Annotated in this window: 9 protein-coding genes and 2 pseudogenes; 4 read left to right on the forward strand and 7 right to left on the reverse strand. The window is 66.2% G+C overall.

What is annotated here, in order from left to right; translation table 11 throughout:
- Positions 1-15 precede the first annotated feature (15 nt).
- The 4 genes and pseudogenes from J7E96_RS28690 to J7E96_RS37795 form a co-directional block, all read left to right on the forward strand.
- Entirely contained in the window at positions 16-3,351 is a 3,336-nt protein-coding gene (locus tag J7E96_RS28690) for a hypothetical protein (RefSeq protein WP_215135377.1), read from the forward strand.
- A complete protein-coding gene (locus J7E96_RS28695; protein WP_215135381.1) occupies positions 3,348-4,532 on the forward strand; it encodes a hypothetical protein in 1,185 nt (394 codons plus the stop codon). The genes J7E96_RS28690 and J7E96_RS28695 overlap by 4 nt, the downstream gene beginning before the upstream one ends.
- Positions 4,533-4,897: 365 nt before the next feature.
- On the forward strand, positions 4,898-5,323 hold the full coding sequence (locus J7E96_RS37790) for an IS5 family transposase (protein WP_308296182.1): 426 nt from the start codon (positions 4,898-4,900) through the stop codon (positions 5,321-5,323).
- Positions 5,320-5,631: pseudogene (locus J7E96_RS37795) on the forward strand (transposase); the annotation flags it as partial. The gene J7E96_RS37790 and the pseudogene J7E96_RS37795, both read left to right, overlap by 4 nt.
- 195 nt (positions 5,632-5,826) lie before the next feature.
- Here the strand turns inward: J7E96_RS37795 and ltrA are convergent.
- The 7 genes and pseudogenes from ltrA to J7E96_RS28735 all read right to left on the reverse strand — a co-directional run.
- Entirely contained in the window at positions 5,827-7,257 is a 1,431-nt protein-coding gene (ltrA, locus tag J7E96_RS28705; RefSeq protein WP_215135384.1) for a group II intron reverse transcriptase/maturase, read from the reverse strand.
- Positions 7,258-7,389: 132 nt separating this feature from the next.
- The gene (locus J7E96_RS28710) at positions 7,390-9,216 is read right to left on the reverse strand and encodes a reverse transcriptase/maturase family protein (protein WP_215135386.1); all 1,827 of its coding nucleotides are present in this window, start codon (positions 9,214-9,216) and stop codon (positions 7,390-7,392) included.
- Positions 9,217-10,406: 1,190 nt separating this feature from the next.
- Entirely contained in the window at positions 10,407-10,790 is a 384-nt protein-coding gene (locus J7E96_RS28715) for a VOC family protein (RefSeq protein ID WP_215135389.1), read from the reverse strand.
- Positions 10,791-11,053: 263 nt separating this feature from the next.
- Positions 11,054-12,220 (reverse strand): IS701 family transposase, encoded by a 1,167-nt coding sequence (locus J7E96_RS28720; RefSeq protein WP_251070583.1) that lies wholly within the window; start codon positions 12,218-12,220, stop codon positions 11,054-11,056.
- A 188-nt stretch (positions 12,221-12,408) separates the two neighbouring features.
- Positions 12,409-13,095, reverse strand: coding sequence for a histone-like nucleoid-structuring protein Lsr2 (locus J7E96_RS28725; protein ID WP_215135392.1), 687 nt, complete (start codon positions 13,093-13,095; stop codon positions 12,409-12,411).
- Positions 13,095-17,798 (reverse strand): RHS repeat-associated core domain-containing protein, encoded by a 4,704-nt coding sequence (locus J7E96_RS28730; RefSeq protein WP_215135394.1) that lies wholly within the window; start codon positions 17,796-17,798, stop codon positions 13,095-13,097. The genes J7E96_RS28725 and J7E96_RS28730 overlap by 1 nt, the downstream gene beginning before the upstream one ends.
- 740 nt (positions 17,799-18,538) lie before the next feature.
- Positions 18,539-19,392 (reverse strand): annotated as a pseudogene (locus J7E96_RS28735) (3'-5' exonuclease); the annotation flags it as partial.

A 19,392-nucleotide genomic window follows, 5' to 3' on the forward strand; every position in this document is an offset into this window, starting at 1 on the left:
CAGGCCGCCGACTGGTTGTCCCGGCGGGGCTTCTTCACCGACCCCCGCGCCTTCCGGCACCTGCCCGAACTGCTGGCCGCCCTGGGCCGCGACGACGAACTGGCCCTGCTGATCGGGCCCGATTTCCTCTCCCGCGCGATTGCCGGACTGCAGTCCCCGCAGGCCGTCGTCCACACCCTGACCGTTGCCGCACGGCGGGCGGCGGTCCGCAACGACTGGCCCACGCTGGTGCGCTGCATCGAACTGAGCCGGGCGCGGGCGAACTACGAGGACGAAGGCCTGCCGGGTTCCCTGGTGCCGTATGCGGATGTGCTGGTGGAGCTGGTGGAGCTGGTGGGAGCCGACCACTTGGCGGCAAGCCTGATGTATGAGGGTGTGCCCACGATGCCGGCTCGGTGGGGCCTGCAACTGTGTGCGGCGGTCGACCGGGCCGGCCATGGCGCCCCGTGGGAGGCATACCTGACGGTCTGGGACGACGTACGCGACGACGAACGGGTCCACTACGGTTCCGGGAGCGACGAGTCGGTGGCCTTGGCGGAGCTGCGCGGACGGATCCGGTTGCCGGCCCGGGCCAGCGATGACGTCGAGCCCGAGCAGGCCCCGCGCACGCTCGGTCAGCGGGTGGCTCGGTTCCTCGACCAGGAGGCTCTGGCATCGCCCGAACGGGCCCTCGATGTGCTGCTGGACTGTCTCGGGTTCATGCCGCTGTTGGACAGTGCCGAGTACATCGAGCGGCCCGACCGGCGCGCTGCCCTTCTGCTGCATCTTGCCGATGCCCGCGACAGTGCAGACGGCACGCTGCCGTCGGCGCGCATGCTGGCCACGGCGGCGTGGGCCAGCGGGCCGTGCGACCCGCGGCGCCTGCTGCGCCATGGTCTGGCGGTGGCGGACCTGGCCGAGGAAGTCTTCTCCCCGGACATCACCACTGTTCTCACCGAGGCGACGCGCGAGGTGCTGACCGACCGTGCCGGCAGTCTGTCGGGCCCGGTGAGCAAATGGCTGGCGCTGCTGGCCGTGGCCCACGCGGCCGACTCTCAAGCGCCCGCCCGGCTGCTCCCGCAGCTGGGGGGTGAGGGTTTCTACCGTGCCTGGCTGCGCTTCACCATTGCCACCCTCGGCCTGCGCCAGGACGTTAAGGCAGGCAAGCTCCCGGCAGCGACCGCCTCCGCCACCGCCCGCGTGGCGCTCGAGCAACTGGCCCAGCACACGACCCCCTTCACCGGCCGTCCCAACGCCAGTGACCTGGTCGACATTTACCAGCTCGTGCGTCAGGTCCTGCACGACGCCGTCGCCCTGCTGTACAGCGACGACGTCGCGCTGGGCATTGCGGCCCTGCAAGCCGTCAGCGGGGGCACCACTACCTCCCTGATGGGCATGGCCGGAACCGGCCCCCTGATCACCACCGACCTGCTGTCCTTGCTCGCTGCGAGCGTCGGCCAGGCCGGGGCCGACCTAGCGCGCGAACTGATGCGAACCCTGCGCACGGCGCACGCCGGGTACCGTGCGCTGTATCCGGAGAGCGCCGACTTCGAACTCGAGATGGCCCGCGTGAGTCTGGCCTGCGGCGACCCGCAGGAAGCGCAGCAGTGCTGGGACCGCGCCGCCCGCTACATGGGCGCCTACGGCAGCCACAAGGACATCACCATCGAGGAACTGCTGGATCCGCTGCCCCAGCTCATGCAGGCCGATCCCGTCCAGGCGCGGGTGCGGCTGGCACGCGCACAACCGCTGGTGTATCTCGTCGCGCACGGCACCGACGGGCGGGGCACCGGAGGATTTCCCAGCCACTGGTGGCAGTTGCTGGCCCGTCTGGACCCGTGGGCTGCCGCACAGTTGGGCGCCCAGGTGCTGCTGACGGAGCCCGGGCTGCCCGACCACCGGGTGGCTACCGCTCACCAGCAACTGCTGGCGACCCAGGCGAACACGGCAGACCCCGTCATTCTCGCCGCGCTGCGCATCGCGGCAGGAGGCGCCGACCACAACATCAAGGGGGACATCGCCCTGCTCGGCAGGCTCGCCGACCTGCCGGCCGACGACGCGGCCCGCTCAGTGCGCCTGCTTCCGGTGCTCGCCAACGCCATCACTTCCACCTACGACGACCAGACGCTGACCGCCGCACCGCACGCAGCCGGGAACGAGCCCGCCACAGCGCTCACCGCCGCAGCACACCGCTGCGGCGGTGAGGGCGGCCCGCACTGGGCCCCCCGGCCCGTGCCGACCAAGACCTCCCGCGACTGGTCGAGCCGCAGGCGCCCCACCACAGGCGCGTATCTGCATGCCCAGCAGCGCCCCATACTGCCCCCGGGCGCTGCCGGCGTGCTGGCCGCGGTCCGCGACCGCAGCAGCAAGGCATACGACGACCCGCCGGGTCCCCGGTGGTCAAGAGACGCCCTGGCCAACGCGGTCGGATGGCGGCTGCTGGAGATCCTTCACGTCCAGGGAGCCGACGCTGTCACCCAGCTACTGCACCGGATCCCGGAGGAGATGAACCTTTCCAATCCCCTGGAGCTCCTCGCCGATATCGCCACCGGCCTCCGCCTGCGCCATGACACCGACCCCGGCGTCTTCGGCCCGCTCGCCGCAACAGCCGGCATGCTCGCCTACACCAAGACACGAGGCGGCGGCGGATGGCGCGTCTTCGCCGGCAGCGACCGACTGGATCTGTGGCAGCAGGCACACGCAGCCGACACCACCACCGCAGCCCGCGTCCTCGCAGACCAGGTGGCCCAAGCCGTCGCCAACCCGACCCACAACCGCACCACCGGCATCAGCCAGGCCCTGGTCTCGGCCTTTGCGATCCAGTCCCCGGATACCTCCCAGCCCTCCCCCGCCAGCGCGCTGGCCTGCTGGGACGCGGCGTACGACGTCGTCGCCTACCGCCTGCCTGGCGACGCCGGCCTCGGCCACGGCGCCTACCACCCACAGCCGGAGCCGGCCACACAACACGACATCGACACCGCGCTGTGCCGGCTCGCCCTGGCCACCGTCGCCCTGCCTGAACGCGGCGACAAGCGCCGCGCCTTGATCGCAACCACGGCTCTCCTGGCCAGCCGCCCCGCCCAGGCCCAAGCCGCATTCGCGCACGTCCTCGACTTCGACCTGGGCGCCGGCCCGCTGACCTGGCTTCTGACCGTCCTGCACAGCCACCTGCCCGAGGGCCCCCTCGATGCCAGCCTCCGCGAGCAGCTCGAGGCCCTGTGCGGCAGCGGCCTGCTGTCTGTGCGCGCCGAAGCCGCCGCAGTCCTCACCCGCGCCGGATGCCAGCGACCCTCCCCTCCGGCGACCGCCGCCCATCCGACACTCGCACGCGCCATATCCGCCGCGCTCTCCAGCACCGAGGACAGCGCATGAACAATCCTCGGGAGTTCGCGGCCGACCTCGTCGACCAGTATCTGGGCGCCCGCCTCGACGCCGCCGCCAGTCCGGCAGGGCTCCGTGCAACTGTCGTCGACCTTGTTACCGAGGCCTTGACCGCTAAGCACGTCGAGACGTTGATGAGTGCCCAGTTGGACCTGCTAGCCCACCCCAGCCGGACTCAGTACCCCGACGCCTACCTCGCCGCCGAAGACGCCGCCGAAGACGCCCTGCAACAGGCCGCCGCCGGCCTGCGAGTCGCCTTCGCCCAAGCCGGGCACCTCAGCCCCGCCCACACTTTTGAACGCAATGCGGCCGCACGACTGCGCGACGACCCCCGCGCAGCCTTGCGTGCCGAACTCGCCCGTGTTCCCCGCCCCCTCACACGCCCCGATGCGCTGGCATGGTCACTCGATCCCGCACCCTGGTTCAGTAACAGCCGCCAGGAGCAACTTCCCTGGCCGCCTTCCGGCTTGGCATCGGTCGCGGGCCTGCGGGCCCTGCCGGGAGGCGCCACTGTCCTTTCTCACGTTACGGACGGGCCTCACGCAGGCTGGGTACAGATCGGCCTGATCGAGCAGCACCACACCCCCGCGCGCCGCCACCCGGACCAGCCCCCCCGCCAAGTACGCATCGCGCTCGGGCTGGAGGCCGTCAACGACGAGCCGCCACCCGGCACGCTTCCCCTCGCCCAGGCTCCCTGGCAGCTGTGGACGCGCCCGCTCCGGCGCCTAGCACCAGGACTGACCCAGGCCGAGACGGCAGCCGAGCACATCCGAACCAAGAACCAGGCCCTCGTGGCGCTCACCGACGCCGGCACCACCCTCATGGTCGACGCACCCCAACGCGACAGCGGCCTTGGCCTGCCCCTCTACGTACTGGCACCCGCCGCCAGCGTCGTGGCAGCCCTCGGACTCGAACCCACCGACGGTATCTGCGGGTTCAGCCTCAGCGACCCGGCAGGAGAAGCACTAATCTGCCGCCAGTGGCACGGCCACCTCGTCCACGACGGAAACTACGCGCCTCTCCTGCCCGCGATCGCAGGAGCAGATCTCCTCATCCGTCCAGACCTGTTCACACGGCTACGCGACACGATCGGCCCCTCCCGCTGCCGAACCGGCATCAGCGTCCGCCACATGCCAGCAACCCACGACGACGCCCCCGACAGCGGAGACTGAGAACACCTCCCCGAGAGGGCTCAGATCAACCCGGTCAGCCATCGCGAGCCACATCCGGCAGTACCCCGCCCCACTTCTCAAGATCAACTGCATCGCGGTCGCAACTTACGCCCAAGCCAAGAGCTTGTGCGTCTAGTTACGACATCCTCTTCCTACTCACAACATCGCAGCTCACAGGCCCTCCAACTGCCCCTGCGCATCACGCCTTTGATGAAATACAGCAAACCACTGCTGATCAGATGTCATACCAGCCAAGATCACAAAAACTCTCTTCATACTTCAAGCACTGCAGTTCAACGCCATGCCGCTGTCATAACTAGGGCCTATTGCGAAAGTGGATCTTGCACGTGAAATGATCATGCGTTGTGGCACGTGGAGACCTGACGGACGAACAGTGGGCCCGCCTGGAGCCTCTGTTGCCCAGCGGCAAGAAGCCCGGACGCCCGCCGATATGGACCCGGCGGCAGCTGGTCAACGGGATACGGTGGCGGACCCGGACCGGGACGCCGTGGCGCGATGTACCCGAACGGTATGGGCCGTGGGACCGGGTCTACGACCTGTTCCGGCGCTGGCAGCGGGACGGGACCTGGAAGCGCATCTTCACCGAATTGCAGGCCCAGGCGGACGCAAAGGACCTGATCACCTGGGATGTGAGTGTCGACTCCACTGTCTGCCGAGCCCACCAGCACGCCGCCGGAGCGGCGAAAAGGGGGATCTCCAGAAGGAGCCGCCCGGCGGCATCGACACCGAGCCGGCCGACCACGGACTCGGACGCTCGCGCGGCGGGCTGACCACCAAGCTCCACCTCGCGGTCGAGCAGGGACAGAAGCCCATGTCCCTCGTGATCACTGCCGGTCAGCGCGGGGACTCACCCCAGTTCGAACCGGTCCTGGAGAACATCCGGGTGCCTCGCCTCGGCCTGGGGCGCCCACGCAAGCGCCCGGACAGAGTCCGTGCCGACAAGGCGTACGGCTCCCGGAAGTCCCGCGCCTACCTGCGCAGACGCGGGATCCGATGCACGATTCCGGAGAAGAAGGACCAGATCCGCAACCGCAAGAAACTCGGCTCACGCGGCGGTCGTCCACCGGCGTTCGACAAAATCGACTACCGCGAGCGCCACGCAGTGGAATGCGGGATCAATCGCCTCAAGCGCCACCGGGCCGTGGGTGAGGTCGACTCCGGGCGCCCTGCTGGTGTTTCCACCAGTGGGTTTCCCCGAGCCGCCTCCCGAACCCGGCGTGCCCGTCTCCGGGCACCGGGCTCTCCACAAGCCCCGATTGGGATATTCCGATTCTCATGCCGTAGTGGGCCACGGGCTCGGGATCACTGTTCCTCGGTATCGGTATCTGGTCGTGCTTACCTTCGCCGGATTGAACAGTTCTCCGTCCTCCGTGACGGGCCACCAGCCGCCGTCGCAATAGCGTCGGCGAAGCTGCTTCCATGTGATCCCGGGGTGCTTGCGCCGAATCCACCGAATGACCCTCATCCACGCGAAGTGGCTGAGATAGCAGAAAGCGACGTTCGACACCCCCGGACGGAAGTACGCGCACCATCCACGCAGCACCGAATTCAACTGGTGCAGTAGGGACGTCAGCGGCAGGCCAACATTCTGCCTTCCGGTCAGATCCTTCACCTTGGCCGTTGCCGAACGAACAGACTTCCGCGCCGGATAGGTGTAGATGTACTGCCGGTCAATGCCCCGTTTCCGGTGACGCTGGACGCGCCATCCGAGAAAGTCGAAGCCTTCGTCAATGTGGGTGATCCTCGTCTTCTCGACCGAGAGGCGAAGGCCCATCGGTGTCAACGCCTCTGCGACTTCCCTTCGCAGTTCCTCGGCGTGACCACGGTTGCCGGAGACGAGCACGAGGAAGTCGTCCGCGTACCGGACCAGCCGGTAGTTGGGAAGTCCTCGACGCTGCCTCTTGCGCCGTTCCCCGGAGGTACTGCTCGGTCCTCCGGGTGCCTGGGCGATGTGTTCGTCCAGAGCCGAGAGTGCGATGTTGGCCAGCAGGGGCGAGAGAATCCCACCCTGCGGGGTTCCGGTGCGTGTGTCCGTGAGGGCTCCGTCCCGGGACATAATCCCGGATTTGAGGAATGCCTTCACCAGGAGCAAGACCCGCTTGTCCCCGATCCGATTTCGCACCCGGCCCATCAGGGCCGTGTGCGAAATCTCGTCAAAGCACGCCGTGATGTCGCCTTCCACCACCCATTCGTAAGAATGGCTAGCGAAATAGCGCGTCTCGGCGATCGCGTCATGAGCCCGGCGGTTCGGGCGGAATCCGTACGAATACGGAAGGAAATCCGCTTCGAACACCGGCTCCAGCACCAGCTTCAAGGATGCCTGGACCACCCGGTCCGCCACGGTCGGAATCCCGAGACGACGGAGCTTGCCGTTCGCCTTCGGGATCATCCGCTCACGCACCGGGACCGGCTGAAAGCTGCGATCTCTCAGTTGAGTTCGCAGCCCGTCAAGGAAAGCCTCGACTCCTTGCCCGGCCTCGATGGAGCGTGCGGTTTTCCCGTCCACTCCGGCCGTGCGGGCACCCTTGTTTCCCCGGACCCGATCCCACGCCACCAACATAAAGGCGGGGTCGGCCACGAGATTGAACAGATCGTCGAACCTGCGATGAGAATCATCGTTTGCCCAACGGTGCAGCTTGGTCTGAATCTCCAGTACCCGGCGTTCGGCCTTCATCAAGGCCCATTCCAGCTCGTCGGTATTCACCGGCGACGACCTCCTGGCATTCCAGTTTCCTTACTGCTGACTTGCTGGCCCCGCAGGGTAGGCCGCCGGCGAGGTATCCGCGGATGCGGACCCTTTTCCGACGGCCCCCCACCGAACCGGGCATGCGACTTATCACCGCACCCGGCTCTCCAGTGCCACATTCCTCGAAGCCTGCCCCGTTGAGGATCCGTTATGGATTCCTTCGTGGCAGTTACGGCAGACGATCAGGGTCTTGCGACGGCGTGACGCCATCTGCCGTGCCCAATGGGGCTGTTCAGCCCCATCTCGGGAGTTGAGGTCTTTCAGACGTCGAACGTGGTGCGCTTCGACATCTGTCCGCGACTGGCAGAGTTCACAGCGGCCGGACATGAGCCGGTCGATGAGTTCCGCCGGGCGCTTTCTCCAAATCTCCGGGAGATTGTCTTTGAGAACTACCCTCGTGGTCCTGCGGGCAAGCGAAATCCCTCCCCATCGGGCAACCAGTGACTTCTTCCCGTTGCCTCGCCCGACCGTGACTTGCAGACCTCTGCGAGGACCTGCTGGCGTCTGCCAAGTGGCTCGGTAGCGGTTCCAGACCTTGTTGACGCTGATCTTGTTCTTATGGCCCAGCGTCTTGGTCATCGACCGTTCCATGACCCACCTCAGCAGGCCGAGGCGGTGCCGGTTGTAAGCCAGCTGGTAGTACTCCGCGATACCCCGAAACTCCGCCTGATACCGCGTCACAATACGGAAGTCCGAATCATGAGCGCGTGTCAGCATGGCGGCCGGTTTACCGCGTCGCATGTAGGTCTTACGCTTGTCGCGCACGACGTCCATAGGCACCTTCAGTCCGATCTGCCCATTGATCGAGCGATGACCTTTCCGATCGTGCTTGGCGTCGTTGTGGTGGACCACGATTTCGTAGCCGAGGAAGCGGGCGGCCTGTGACCGCCCATGGGTGATCAAGGTTTTCTTTTCGGAGAGCTCCAGCTTCAAACGGTTCCGCAGGAACTTTCCGATCATTCCCTTGATGTACTCGGCTTCCCGTCGCGTTCCAGAGAATCCCAACAGCCAATCGTCCGCGTAGCGGACGTAATGCAGCCGCCGGAAGGCTGGATCATCGGGGTCATGAGAGGGGAGCTTTTGCAACTGACGACGCAACTGCCCTGCTTCCTCCCGCTGCCCCTTCTTTTCCAGCTTCCAACTGGCCTTGTGTATCCGCATATACGGCAGATACGGCTTGCGTCGGGTTCCCCGGTTGAAGACGGGCAAGAGCGTTGTCTCGACGTACTTGTCCAGCCGGTCCAGGTAGATATTTGAGAGCAAGGGGCTCAGAACGCCCCCTTGTGGCGCCCCACTTAGTGTCTCGTGGTAGCGCCATTCCTCCAGGTATCCGGCCTGAAGCAGTCCGTCGATCAACCGCAGGAAGCGGTTGTCGTGAATGTTCTCGGCTAGGGTGGAGTGGAGAACTCCGTGATCCAGCCGGTCGAAACACTGGGAGATGTCTCCCTCGACGAACCATGTCATACTGCGCCACGACTCAGATACTTCCGCAAGAGCGGTATGACAGCCCTTCCCTGGCCTGAAGCCGTGGGAGTGGTCGGAAAACTGCGGCTCGTAATAGGCTTCCAACAGGGAGCGTATTACTTCTTGCAACAGCTTGTCCGACCACGAAGGCAGCCCCAGTGGGCGGCGTTTCCCTGGGGACCCTTTCTTCTCGATATACACACGCCGGACCGGGGTCCACCGATAGCGCTCATGCCGCAGCGCATCGATGATCACCTGAATCTTCTTCAGGCTCATGCCGTCCACGGTCTCCATGGTGGAGCCGGGCGTCATGGCACCGTCGTTGCGGTAGATCTTTCCGTAGGCACGCAGGTACAACTCCGGGTTGAACAGGTGCCGGTACAACCTCTCCAGTGGCAGTCCTCTCTTGCCGCGTTCATGGATGATCTCCATCAGGGCTTCGGCTCTCTGCATTACGCGTACCTTGCCTCTCCGGATATCGTGGAACCTGTGCCACTTGGCCCTGTAAGCGGTTTTCCCGCTCTCCTTGGTGGGGCGTTACTCCCACGACTACTATTGGCACTCCGTCACCGTAGGGCTCGCGCCCCTTAGGTAATCCCGAATTCCTCTTGCATTGGACGTATCGAGCGTGACGTAGGCGGCCCGTCCGTTCCCTTGAGTGAGCTCGTTGCCCACCGCCCACCAGCCGGAAGATTGGGGCGAAGCAAAGGGGATTCGCCTGATGCTGGTGGCTCCGCTCCGGGCGTTGTATGTCGGAGGATGCACATTTCCATCACTGAGAACTGGGCTTCAAACAGTCTGGTCTTCGCCATATCACACGGACCTTGCGCGACAGCACCTTAAACGCCTTCGCAGCGCTTCACGCTTTCCCGCCATGCTGTTGTCCCCTCGCGCTTTCGCGTCCAGGTAAGACGGGTGGTCCAGAGGCTTCTCCTTCCGAACCTCTACTCTCTGAAAGAGTGATCCAACGCCGAGTTAGACGGCGCAACTTCCCCATGTGGCCGGCTCTCCCGGCCTCCGAGTACTACGAAGCCTCCGTCCCTGCCCGACGGCCATCAGCCGGCGATGGGCCTGCCCTCGACCGAACTGGAGGTCCGGTCCTGGGGCGACCGCGGGCAGTTCCCACGTTCACCACGGAATCGATCGACGGGTGAGGTGCCCAGCTCTACCCCGACAGCATCGCCACGCTTACGCCGCAGACTTTCGGCGTGGCCTCCCCACCGATACGTGGAATCAGCTTCGGAGTCGACCACCGGCCAGCGGTGGTCGTGCACTGCATCCGGCCCAGATCCGCCAGGTTCGAGCCGGTGTCGTAATTACGGGGCGTCAAGCACTGATTCCTCGCGTGCACCTTCCCGTCTCGCTAGCCGGACCCGGACTGTCTGGCAGTGCCAGTCCGTCCCGACGTCGTCGGGGCTGCTTACCGCCCGCCTCGGCATCCCCCGAGTCGAACTGCCCCCAGCTTCAGCCAGATTGCTGCGACAACCCGGCGGTGAAGGTCTCTCACCTCACTCGATTCCATGGCGCCTCGTGGCGCACCCACGAGATACGACAAGCTTGCCGTCCGCTATGAAGCAACGGTGCTGGTCGCGGCCATCAACGAGTGGCTGTGACCAGCTACCCGGACCGTGAGCGTGTGAGCTTCAAGAAGACATCGCTGCGCGGTCGGCCTCGCTGCGGAGAACACAGAATTCATTGCCTTCAGGGTCCGCAAGGACGGCCCAGCCGGCACCATCGGGTTCCCGGCGATCGGCGACGAGGGTGGCACCGAGGTTCAGCAGCCGCTCGACCTCCTCCTCGCGCGAGGTCTTGGGGCGCAGGCACAGGTGGATCCGGTTCTTGATCGTCTTCGGTTCTGGCACCTGGTTGAAGTACAGCAGCGGGCCCTCCGGCAGCATCACCTCAGTCTCCAGGTCACCCGGTTTGTCCTCCGGATGCAGCGGACAACCGAGCGCCTCGCTCCAGAACCGAGCCAGCTCATAGGCATCCACACAGTCGACCGCCACGTTCTGCACTACCGAAACCATGCACGAGATCCTGCCTGGAGCTCCGCTCGGTCCGCAAACTGCGGCCAGACCGCACCACCACTTTCGCAACAGGCCCTAGTACTGCAACCGCGTTTGGCATGACGGGCCTTCAGTTCAAGGGCTGTGGCCTCGTCGTTTGTAATGGCTGATGCGTGCTCGGTATTGGGCTTGTCGTCTCCAGTGGGACCAGTGCAGGACCTGGGCGACGGGGGGAAGGAGTCGTGTTGCGAGATGGGCGGCCAGGCGGCGGATCTCAGGCAGACTCAGCGGGACGAGGTGCTGTTCACCGGGTCCGGATCCCCTTTTTTGAGTTCGTCCGCGCGGACCGCTGCCAGGTAGGCGTGGGCCGCCATGGCGAGGGTGATGTGCCGGTACCAGGCGTGGTATTTGCGGACCTGGTAGTGGTCGAGGCCGCATTCGTTCTTCGCGGTCTGGAAGCACTCCTCGATCGTCCACCGGCGGCCGGCCACGGCCAGGAGGGCGCTCAGGGTGGTGCCTTCGGGTGCGAAACACACGTAGTAGGCGATCTCGGTGGGGTCGGTGATGCTGCGGCGGGCCAGGACCCAGTGCTCGACATCTTCCTCACGCCAGGGGCGGATCGGCGCCCGGGCCCAGTCGTAGAGACGCTCGCCGTGGGCGCCCCGCCCGCACGAGCGGCGCTTCCACGCCTGCCGTGGCAGAGCGGCGACCAGCTCGTCCACGGGATGGTCCATACGCGAGGCGGTGACCACGGTGTCAGTGCGGCGGGTCGCCAGCACATGGAACACCCCTCGCTGTTCAAGCCAGTACCGCAAGCCCTTGGCCTGCCCGTACGCCTCGTCGGCGGTCAGCCACGCGAACGGCACCCGGGCGGCGAGTGCCCGCTCGATCATGGCCTTCGCGTGCTCGACCTTCGTGGTGAAGCGAACCTCCTCGGGAACCGCGGCAGCACGGCAGCGTTCACGGTCATCGGTCCAGGAAGTGGGCAGGTACAGCTCCCGGTCGATCAGCGTGTGACCGGCATCGGTGGCATAGGCCAGGAATGTACCGACCTGGCTGTTCTCGACCCGGCCCGCCGTGCCGGTGTACTGGCGCTGGACCCCGGCCGAGCGGACACCCTTCTTCAAGAACCCGGTGTCATCCACGACGAGCACCGCCTTCCGGTCCCCGAGACGCTCGACGACGAACTCCCGCACGTCGTCACGGACTTCGTCCGCATCCCAGTCGCACGTGTTGAGCAGTCGCTGCAAGCGATCCGGCCGCTCGTGCCCGGCCCGCTCGGCGACCGTCCACGCGTTCTTCCGTTCCAGCGACGACACCAGCCCACGCAAGTAGGCCAGCGCGGACTCCCGGGGTTCGGACCGCTGAAAACGGTGCATGAACCGTTCGTGCACCTCTTCCAGACCTGCCACCCACCGCCACACGCCACCAGCTTCGAGATCCCCACCCATGACAGAAATAACGACCATGACGACACACCGTCACGCCAAACGCGGTTGCAGTACTAGGTGTAGTGCGAGATATCGGGCTTACGAGACAGTCGGGTCTTGCGGCGGGTGACGGTGCGGCTGGCGTATCGACGAGCGTTCCGTCGCCCCTCACACGAGCAGCTGGTGAAGCGCGCCCATGGGGCAGAGCTCTACGACTCATCTCCTCGGTGGGCCTGCTCCCATGCGTCGAGAACTGGTGCGGGGATGCGTCCGCGGAGCGGGACCTCATAACCGTTGCTTCGGGCCCATTCCCGGATTTCGTTCGTGTTGACAGGGGCTCGGGCCGGAGCCGGAGGCGGAGTCCAGGCGCTGGGATCAGAAGGCACGAAGCTGGGCGGCCGTTCAAGGAGGCCCTGCGGGAACTGAGGTACGGCCGTTTCCCCGCTCAGCACCGATACGAGGAACTCGGTCACGGTGCCGTCGAAGGTGAACCACTGGGGTCCGCGAGCTTCGTTGACGGCAATCCGCCAAGTGTCGGGGGCGTCTTGTGGGTCAGTGATCCAGAAGAGGTATTCACCGTTGTCGGTGACGCCCATGGTGAACAAGTGCCGGGGGTCATACGGAACGGGGTGTGTGCCCTGGTCGTAGTCCCTCTGCAGCTGGGCACGGATCTTGGTGGGCATGGGGCCGGTAAGGTCGACGTATGGGGTGTAACCGTGCGGATGGTAGATGTGAATGAAGTCGGCGAAGCGCCCCGGACCGAAGGTAGTCGCGAGTTCCTTGTAGTCGGTGGGGAGCTGAATGCCGAGTTGGGCCTCTACAGATCGCCATTCGACGGGGCGAGGCGCGCTGGCGGGTGGCGAGCAGAGTCGGGTCAGAGATTCGAAGGCAGTCACTAGATTCCTCGGCGGCGTCGGTGCTGTTGTGCGGCGTGGTCAGGGTTCTCGAGTGCCTCCTCAAGTTTGAATCCTTTGTTGCCGTCGGCTTCCATCTGAATCCACTTGGGCACGGAGTCTTTATTATCGTCGGTGTACTCGAGGTAGACGCTGTACTGGACGATCTCGCCGTCATCGGGGGACACGGCGTTATAGATGGACTGCTCGAGGTCCCGCATGTCAGGGCTGTTCGTGGGGTTCTGCGTGAGTGTGGCCAGGTTATCGAGTGTGTCGCCGGACCCGCCGAGCATCCGGGCCAGCAGGTGTCCGCGGGCCTGGTTGTGATCTGTTCCGTGGACGAAACCGGGCGGCCGCAGTCTGTTGTCGGCGTGGGTCCCTTCGTCGAGCATGTCGCGGGTGACGGTGGCGTGCATTTCGTACGGGCGGCCGTGCTCGTCCCGAACGAAGACAACCCGTCCGCCCCAGGTGGGATCATTCTCGCAACCCGCGAGTCCGAGCGGGTCGGCCAGGGTGAAGGGGTTGGGCACGTAGGTGTAGTGATTGACAGCGGGAGCCAGACCGAGGGGGTCAGGCGAGGTGTAGCGGCCGAGGTCGGGGTCGTAGTAGCGGTTGACGTTGTAGTGGAGGCCGGTTTCCGGGTCGAAGTACTGACCGGGGTATCGCAGCGGTGTGTAGGCAGTGGCGTGTCGGTGTGACTGGGTCGCGCCCCAGGCGGTGCTGCGGCCGCGCCAGGTCGGCGTTCCGTCGGGACCGATGAGTTCGCTGGGGGCACCGGCGAGGTCTGTGACGATGGCGAAGAACCGGCGGTCGGTCTCTTCCTGGGCCTCGTCGGCCTTGGATTCGCGTTGCGCCAGAGGCTGCAGGCCCAGGTAGTCCCACACCAGGGTGACACCGTTGTTCTGCTGTTCGACCAACTGGCCGCCGTCCCAGCAGTACGTGGTGGATTCTTCGATGTGCCCTTCGTGGTCCAGGCGCTGCTTTGCGATACGGCGGCCGAGGGCGTCGTAAAGGTAGCGCCAGTGAGTGTCGCCGGGAGCGCGAACGTGGGTGAGCCGGTCTTCCGCATCCCACGTGAAGGACCAGATGAGTGTCTTGCCGCTGAGCGTGGTGGTGCGGCGTTCGACAAGGCGGCCCTGCGCGTCGTACTGGTAGTGAGTCCGTCCGGCCTTCGTGATGCGGCTACCGGTGTAGTGGCGCTCTCCGGCGGCATCCTGGCCGGGGGCTTGGGCGGGGAGCGTGGCCTGCGTCTGGTCGCCGTCAGGGTTGTAGGCGTAGCGCTCGCTCCACTTGTGTGCGCTGACGGCGGTGATCCGACCGGCTTCGTCGACGGTGTAAGTGCTTCGGCCATAGCGGCTGTCGTCGACGGTGTGCGGTGTGCCGTCGGGATGGTAGGCGACGGAGCGCTCGAGCAGGGTGTCGTGCGGGCTGGTGCAGGACTGGTGGACGAGGCGGCCGACGGGGTCCCAGTCCTGGTGCAAGGTGAGGGCGTCGTCGAGGGTGCGGGTGGTTTCGCGGCCCAGGGCGTCGTGTTCGAAGCGGAAGGTGTGCTCGCCTGCCGTGTAGGCGGTCAGTCCGCGTTCGCCGTAGGTGAGCGTGCTGTCTGCGCCCGAGGGAGTGCGTCGGTGGGTGCGGCGCCCCATGGCATCGTAAGTGCGCGTCACGGCATGGCCGTTGACGCTTTCGGACACGATGCGCCCCGCCCGGTCTCGTTCCAGGTCGATGCGGGCGTGGGCGTTGGCCATATGGTCGACGTGGCCCGTTGCGTCGTAGGCGAATGTGGAGGTGGCGCCGTCGTCGTGGCGCAGGTGCAGGACGCGGCCGAGGACATCGCGCTCGTACGTCAGGGTTTGACCGGCGGCGTTGGTGCGGCGGATCAGGCGTCCGAGTGCGTCGTGTTCGTAGGTCAGGGTGCGCCCGTCGAAGTCCGTCTCGGATATCAGGCGGCCGGCCGCGTCGTAGTGGTAGTGCCATTCCAGGCCTTGGGCGTTGGTGACGGTGGTCAGGCGCAGCTCGGTGTCGTGGGTGAAGCGGTACTCGCCGCCGTCACTGCTGTGAGTGGTGGCACGTCGGTCGAAGTGGGTGGCGGTGTGAGTACTGGTGCGGCCGGTGCGGTCGGTGTGGCTGAGCAGATTGCCCTCGCCATCCCAGGTCCACTCCTCGCGGGTGCCGTCGGGCAGTTCACGCCAGGCAGGCTTGCCCTCGGTGGTCCAGCCTTGGCGGACTGTTGCGCCGAGGGCGTCGGTGGCCATGGTGATGCGACCGAAGGCATCGCGCGAGAAGGTGCTGCGAGCGCCGTCGGGCGCCGTGATCTCTATGGGCAGCCCGGCAGCGTTGTTCCGCATCCGGGTAACCGCGCCAGCCGGGTTGCGGACGGCGGTCACGTGGCCGTACTCGTCGAACTCGTACTGGTTGAGGGCGCCGTCGGGACCGGTGACGGCAGTCAGGTTTCCCCTGGTGTCGTACTTGAAACGGTGCTGCGTGCCGCCGCGCTCTGTGACGACCACGGGCAGATTGAAGTCATTGAACTCGGCGGTGGTGCGGACCCCGTCGACGGCGATCAGTGCAATGAGGTTGCCGTGGTCGTCGCGTTCGAAGCGAGTGACGTTGCTCAGCGCGTCGGTCTGCTCAAGGAGTCGGCCCCGGGTGTCGTACGCGAAGTGAGTGGTCTGCCCCAGGGGGTCCACCTCGGCGATGGTCTGAAGCCGCTGGTCCAGGTAGTACGTGGTGGTGGCGCCGGTGGAGTCGGTGTAGCGGGTGACCTGGCGCTCCGCGTCGTAGGCGAACATCGACGACAGATAGCCATCGGGACCGATGGTCTGAACTGTGCGGCCCGAATTGTCGTACACGTACCGGAAGGTGGAGTCGTTACGGTCGGTCCACGCGACGATGCGGGCCTCAGTGTCATAGCTGAACATCAGGGCCTGCCCGGAGGAGTTGGTCACCCCGTCGAGGTTTCCTACCGTGTCGTAGGAGTACGCCGTCACACGTACCGTGTCCTCGTCGCCTTCCTGAGTGCGCAGTGCAAGCTCTCGAATGCGGCCGAGGTGCCGGTCCCCCGTGATCGTGACGTCGTAGCCACCGCTGTGCGTGACCGAGAGCGGCATGCCGGACGCATCCCGGTGGACGTCGATCTGGTTCTCGTTGCGGTCCTCGATCGTGGTGAGCCACAGCTGCCAGCCCTCAGTGGACGGCCGAGAGAAGTAGCGGGTCAGCCCCGACTGCGGCTCGGTGACCGCCAACTCCATTTCCGGGGCGCCGAGTGGGCTGACACGACGCAGGGGTATTCGAGGTCCCTCGAGGGGCAGCACCTCCGGCTGCTGTGGGGTCGGCAGCTGATCGTAGACGAGCAGCGAACCGTCCTCGCGGGCCCACACGGCCATGTTGCGGACGTCGACCTCAATCCGCTCGTCCAGCGTCGAGGCCCAGGAACGGCCGAACCACATACCGAACGAATAGTCCGAGACATGGGTGCGCTTGAGGACCAGGGGCAGGACTCCAGGAAGGCTGAGATCGGTCTGCGGAAGGACCATCTGGCCAGTGGCCACGTCCACCGGGTCGTTCTTACACTTCCGCATGTTGATCGAAACGCCATGCCGGCGCGGGTCATCGCGCGCCTTGCGCAGCAGATCCGGCTTGGTCCCGGCCGCCCCCTTGCGTCCGCCGGGCGCATCGCCGCCCCTGGATGGTGGGTTGGGGCCGCCCTTCCCGTCCCGATCCTTGAGGATCTTGTCCAGGGCGTCGGCCGTGCCGCGCTCATTGGACTTGTGCCTGCGCGAGCTGTCCCGCACGTTCTTGGGCATCGTCTCGCCGGTGTGCTTGATGACCGCCCGGACGGCCTTCTTCATGCCCTTCGTGGCGCCGTCCAGCACGCCATCGATGGGCGCGGTGAAGGGGTCCTTGCCGCGGGTGCGGCCGTGCGCGCCGTGGGCGCGGTCCAAGGGGCCCGACAGCTTGGCGAGGGAGTCCTTGCTGACCCGGTCCAGGTGGCCAGCGCCCTTCTCGTACTCGTCGTGGTCGATGCGCAGGTTCCCGGTCTTGCCCGGCCCGATACCACCGCCTCCCGAGCCGCCCGCCGAGTTGAGGTTCATGTCGGAGGAGCCCGGCGAACTGCCGCCTTCGCCCCCAGATGCCAGGGCGTCCGTGGCCAGCTCCAGGACAGCGTCCGAGACCATCTCCTCCAGCTTGGCAGCGACCGGCTCGGTTACCATGGCCAGCACCTGGTCCACGATCTGGTCGCCGGCCTCCTTGATGATCCGGCGCACCACCTCTCGCATCGCCGTGATCTGCGCCGCCCCGATCAGCGCTGACAGACCGCCGGTGACAAACGCCAGGCCAACCGAAATGCCCACCGAGGCCGCCATCACACCCAGCTCGATCTCGGCCTTGACCTTCATGGCGTAGATGACGTCCGCAACCACATCCATGGCATCCGCGAACAACCTGGCCACCTCAGGCAGTTGCTCGAGATGCGAGGACTTGACCTTGCCCCAGTGCTCCGCCAGGGCGTCCACCGCCATGCCCTCGCTGGAAGACAGCAGGCGGCCCACCGCCGCGTTCACCTCGCCCGCATGGTCCTCGAAGTCATCCGCAAGCTCCCGCATGGCATCAGCCATCTCGCGGTAGTCATCCTCATCCACATTCGGCCAACTGATGCCGATAAATTCGAGAATCTCATCCAGCCAGCCGGGCAGAACGTAGCCCATCCCCCGTCAACCTCCCCCGTAAGACGCCAGCGCGCGCACACCCCACCGATCGCTGTTGATCATCACATACGCGAATCTGCACCGTAACTGATCGACCAACAGCCCACACGGCCTCCGTTCTTTCAGAGCGTCAAGAACCAGATTCGACGGCGTCCAAACCCCGGGGGACGGACCTTCGGCATGGAGCGGTCGTCGGGCCGCCTAAAGGCTAAGAAGCGAGCCCCGCAGGAACGGAGGAAGCCGTCCGGCCGCGGCAGTTCCTTCCGGCCCCTGGCCGGTCTCGTCCATGGCGGCTGCGCGTACGGGCAGGTGCCGAACCGGCACCGTGCCCCCAAAATGAGCGCCCGGCCACTGCTCCGCAGCGGGTGCTCCAAGGGCATGAGAACGCGCCCTGTCGCCGACAAGGCCGGGCAAGGGCTGTTGGTGTTTCGTTATGGGGCGGGTCGAAGTGGACGTCGGTGGTCGGGCACCGCTCGGCGAGGTTGAGGTGTTCGGCTTGTTCCTGCGGGTCGACGGTCAGGTCCCAGCGGAGCTTGGTCCCGGTCCATTCCTCGGCGTACTGGCAGGGGACGTCGCCGCTGGGCGGCATCCGAGCGCGGCGGCCGTAGCGGCGCGCAGCAGGTTCTTGATCACGAACATATGGATAGCGCTGTATGGGCCGCCGGTTGCCCAAGACGCCGGGCTGCTCACCCGCGCCAGTGGTGTGGTTCACCGAGGAAACGATGGCCCCTGCTCCGTGATCAGGCGCTGGTCTGTGGCGTACGTGGGTGGCCGTTTGGGTGGCGGTCGATCCAGGAGAGACCGCCGAGGTCGAGGCAGTCGCGGGTGCGGGTGACCGCGACGTAGGCCAGGCGTGCTTCAGCGTCGTCGATCGGGCCGGGAATGGGGGCACCGTTCGCGTCTTGTTCGCTGGTGTCCTTGGGAGGGGTGAAGTCGTCAGCGATCCTGACGTTCGACCACTCACGGCCCTTGGCCCGGTGAGCGGTGGAGATGGTGACCTGTGCCTGCGCTTCGGGAGCCAGCTGGTCCACCGCGGCCAGGACAGCTTGCGTTCCGTGCCGGTCGATGAGATCGACGAACGGTCGCAGGTCACGGCCGGCGGGGTCGTGTTCGGCGTAGTCCTGCAGCTCACCCCAGGAGGAGAAGAGGAGCAGTTCGGGGTGCCAGGTACGGCGTCCTTCCTTGAGGTCCCGGGCTGCGGTGGCAAGTGCCCGCAGGGAGCCCCCTCCCCCCCGTCAGCGCCACCCGTCGACCTGCGGCAAGGTGCTTCATGACTTCGGTCATGGCGCCAACGTTGGTGCGGCACAGCACGGCGTCGGGGTGTTCGACCGGGCCGAGTTCGGTGGGGATGGTGGTGGTGCCGGCCAGGCGGATGGGGGCGTCGGCGATCGACAGCCAGCGGTTGGCTTCGGTGGCGAGGCGGGGGCCGAAGCGGAAGGACTGTGACAGGGACAGGGCTCGGCCGTCGAATCCGGTCATGACGTCGCGGGCGCCGCGCCACCCGTAGATGGCCTGGGCAGAGTCGCCGACCATGACCAGCTGGGCGTGGGCGCGTTGGGCGGTGAAGACCTGTTCTAGGGCCTGTTGCGAAAGT

It is taken from the genome of Streptomyces sp. ISL-96, from assembly GCF_018614035.1.
Classification (GTDB): domain Bacteria; phylum Actinomycetota; class Actinomycetes; order Streptomycetales; family Streptomycetaceae; genus Streptomyces.